The sequence below is a fragment of the Streptomyces flavofungini genome (genome assembly GCF_041028215.1).
Taxonomy (GTDB): Bacteria; Actinomycetota; Actinomycetes; order Streptomycetales; family Streptomycetaceae; genus Streptomyces; species Streptomyces flavofungini_B.
The window spans coordinates 1-2105 of sequence record NZ_JASKYR010000952.1; the positions used below are offsets into that span (position 1 = coordinate 1).

Consider the following 2105-nt stretch of genomic DNA (forward strand, 5'->3'; position numbering starts at 1 on the left):
GGTGTGGACGAGCGCGGCCCAGTGGGCCGACTACGGCATCCTGCTCGCCCGGACCGACCCCGCGGCCCCCAAGCACAAGGGGCTCACCTACTTCATCGTCGACATGAAGGCGGGCGCCGCGCGCGACGGCGGCATCGACATCCGGCCGCTGAAGGAGATCACCGGGGACTCCCTCTTCAACGAGGTGTACTTCGACGACGTACACCTGCCCGAGGACGCGGTCGTCGGCAAGATCGACGACGGCTGGCGCGTGGCCCGCACCACGCTCGGCGACGAACGGGTCCACATGGCCGACCAGCTCACCTTCGACACCGGCCTCGAAGCGCTCATCGCGCGCGCCACCGGCCTCGACGGCGCCCACCGCGCCCGTATCGGCGCCCTCGCGGCGGAGGCGCACGCCCTCGCGTGCATCACCCTGCGCACCACCCTCCAGCAGGTCGCGGGCGCCGAGCCGGGCGCGGGCGCCGCCGTGCGCAAACTCATCCAGACCCCGCACCAGCAGAAGGTCGCCGAACTGGCCCTCGAACTGCTCGGCGAGGCGGGCGCGGTCCGCGAGGGCGCGGGGGAGCGGGCGCTGCACGGCTTCCTGATGTCCCGCTGCCTGACCATCGCGGGCGGCACCACCCAGGTCCAGCTCAACGTCGTCGCCGAGCGCATCCTCGGCCTGCCCCGTGACTGAAGCGCACCCCGTGATGGAAGGGACCCTGATGAAGGCGTACGTCGTCGGTGTCGGCATGACCAGGTTCGAGAAGCCCCAGACGCGTGACTGGCAGTACTGGGACATGGCGAAGGAGGCCGGTACCAAGGCGCTTGAGGACGCCGGTATCCCGTACGACCAGGTCGAGCAGGCCGCCGTCGGCTACTGCTTCCAGGCCTCGACCGCCGGGCAGCGCGCCGTCTACGAGCTGGGCCTGACCGGCGTCCCCGTCTACAACGTCAACAACAACTGCGCGACGGGCGCGACCGCGCTCATGATGGCGCGCCAGTTCGTCGAGGGCGGTCTCAGCGACTGCGTGCTGGCGCTCGGCTTCGAGAAGATGACGCGCGGCGCGCTCGGCGGCGGCAGTGACGGCGGTGACTTCAAGACCTCCCCGGTCGCCCGGCACTACGGCGTCATGGCCGCCCGGCACGGCTTCGAGATGACCCCGCCGACCGCGCAGATCTTCGGCAACGCGGCCCGCGAGCACATGGAGCGGTACGGCACGACCGAGGCGCAGCTCGCCGCCGTCGGCGCCAAGAACCACCGGCACTCGACGGCCAACCCGTACGCGCAGTTCCAGGACGAGTACACCGTCGAGGAGATCCTCGCCGCCAAGACCATCCACCGGCCGCTCACCAAGCTCCAGTGCTCGCCGACGTCCGACGGTTCGGCCGCCGCCGTCGTCGTCTCCGAGCGGTTCGTCCGGCTCCACGGCCTCGCAGGACGGGCCGTGGAGATCGCCGCCCAGGCCATGACCACCGACACCGCCGCGTCCTTCGCCTCGGGCTCGTGCGTCGACGTCGTCGGGCAGCCGATGTCGCGGGAGGCGGCCCGCCGGGTGTACGAGGGCTCCGGCCTCGGCATCGAGGACGTGGACGTCGTCGAGCTGCACGACTGCTTCTCCGTCAACGAACTCCTCACCTACGAGGCGCTCGGCATGTGCGGGCCCGGGGAGTCGGGCAAGCTCGTCGAGAGCGGCGCGACGACGTACGGCGGACGCTGGGTGGTGAACCCCTCGGGCGGCCTGATCTCCAAGGGCCACCCCCTCGGCGCCACCGGTCTCGCGCAGGTCGCCGAAGTGGTCGGCCAGCTCCGCGGTGAGGCCGGACCCCGGCAGGTGGCGGACGCACGGGTCGGCCTCACGCACAACATCGGCCTCGGCGGCGCGGCGGTGGTGACGATGCTGCGGCGGTGAGGCCGCCCGGGACGCGCAGGTCCCGGCTGCGGGTCCTAGGTCGTGTCCGCAAAGTGCTGTGGTCGTTGGTCTGTTCGTGGTGCGTCGTCATGAGCTGACTGATGAGTCGTGGGCGGTGATCGAGCCGTTTCTGGCTCCACCGCGGATGGGTCGTCCGGTGCGGGATCGCCGGCAGGTGGTCAACGGGATCCTGTGGAAGCTGTCCACCGG

General features: G+C 71.3%; 3 protein-coding genes. All 3 read left to right on the top strand.

The window, feature by feature from the left end:
- Positions 1 to 679 (top strand): acyl-CoA dehydrogenase family protein (locus AB8Z36_RS37010; protein WP_369217771.1); only part of this gene is annotated, 679 nt, incomplete at its 5' end.
- A 28-nt stretch (positions 680 to 707) separates the two neighbouring features.
- A complete protein-coding gene (locus AB8Z36_RS37015; RefSeq protein WP_369217772.1) occupies positions 708 to 1895 on the top strand; it encodes a lipid-transfer protein in 1188 nt (395 codons plus the stop codon).
- Between the two features lie 58 nt (positions 1896 to 1953).
- On the top strand, positions 1954 to 2105 hold a 152-nt coding region (locus tag AB8Z36_RS37020; RefSeq protein WP_440582105.1), incomplete at its 3' end, for a transposase.

Excerpts from the sequence above, each read along its gene's own strand:
- AB8Z36_RS37015 (WP_369217772.1), top strand. The coding sequence starts at position 708 with ATGAAGGCGTACGTCGTCGGTGTCGGCATGACCAGGTTCGAGAAGCCC.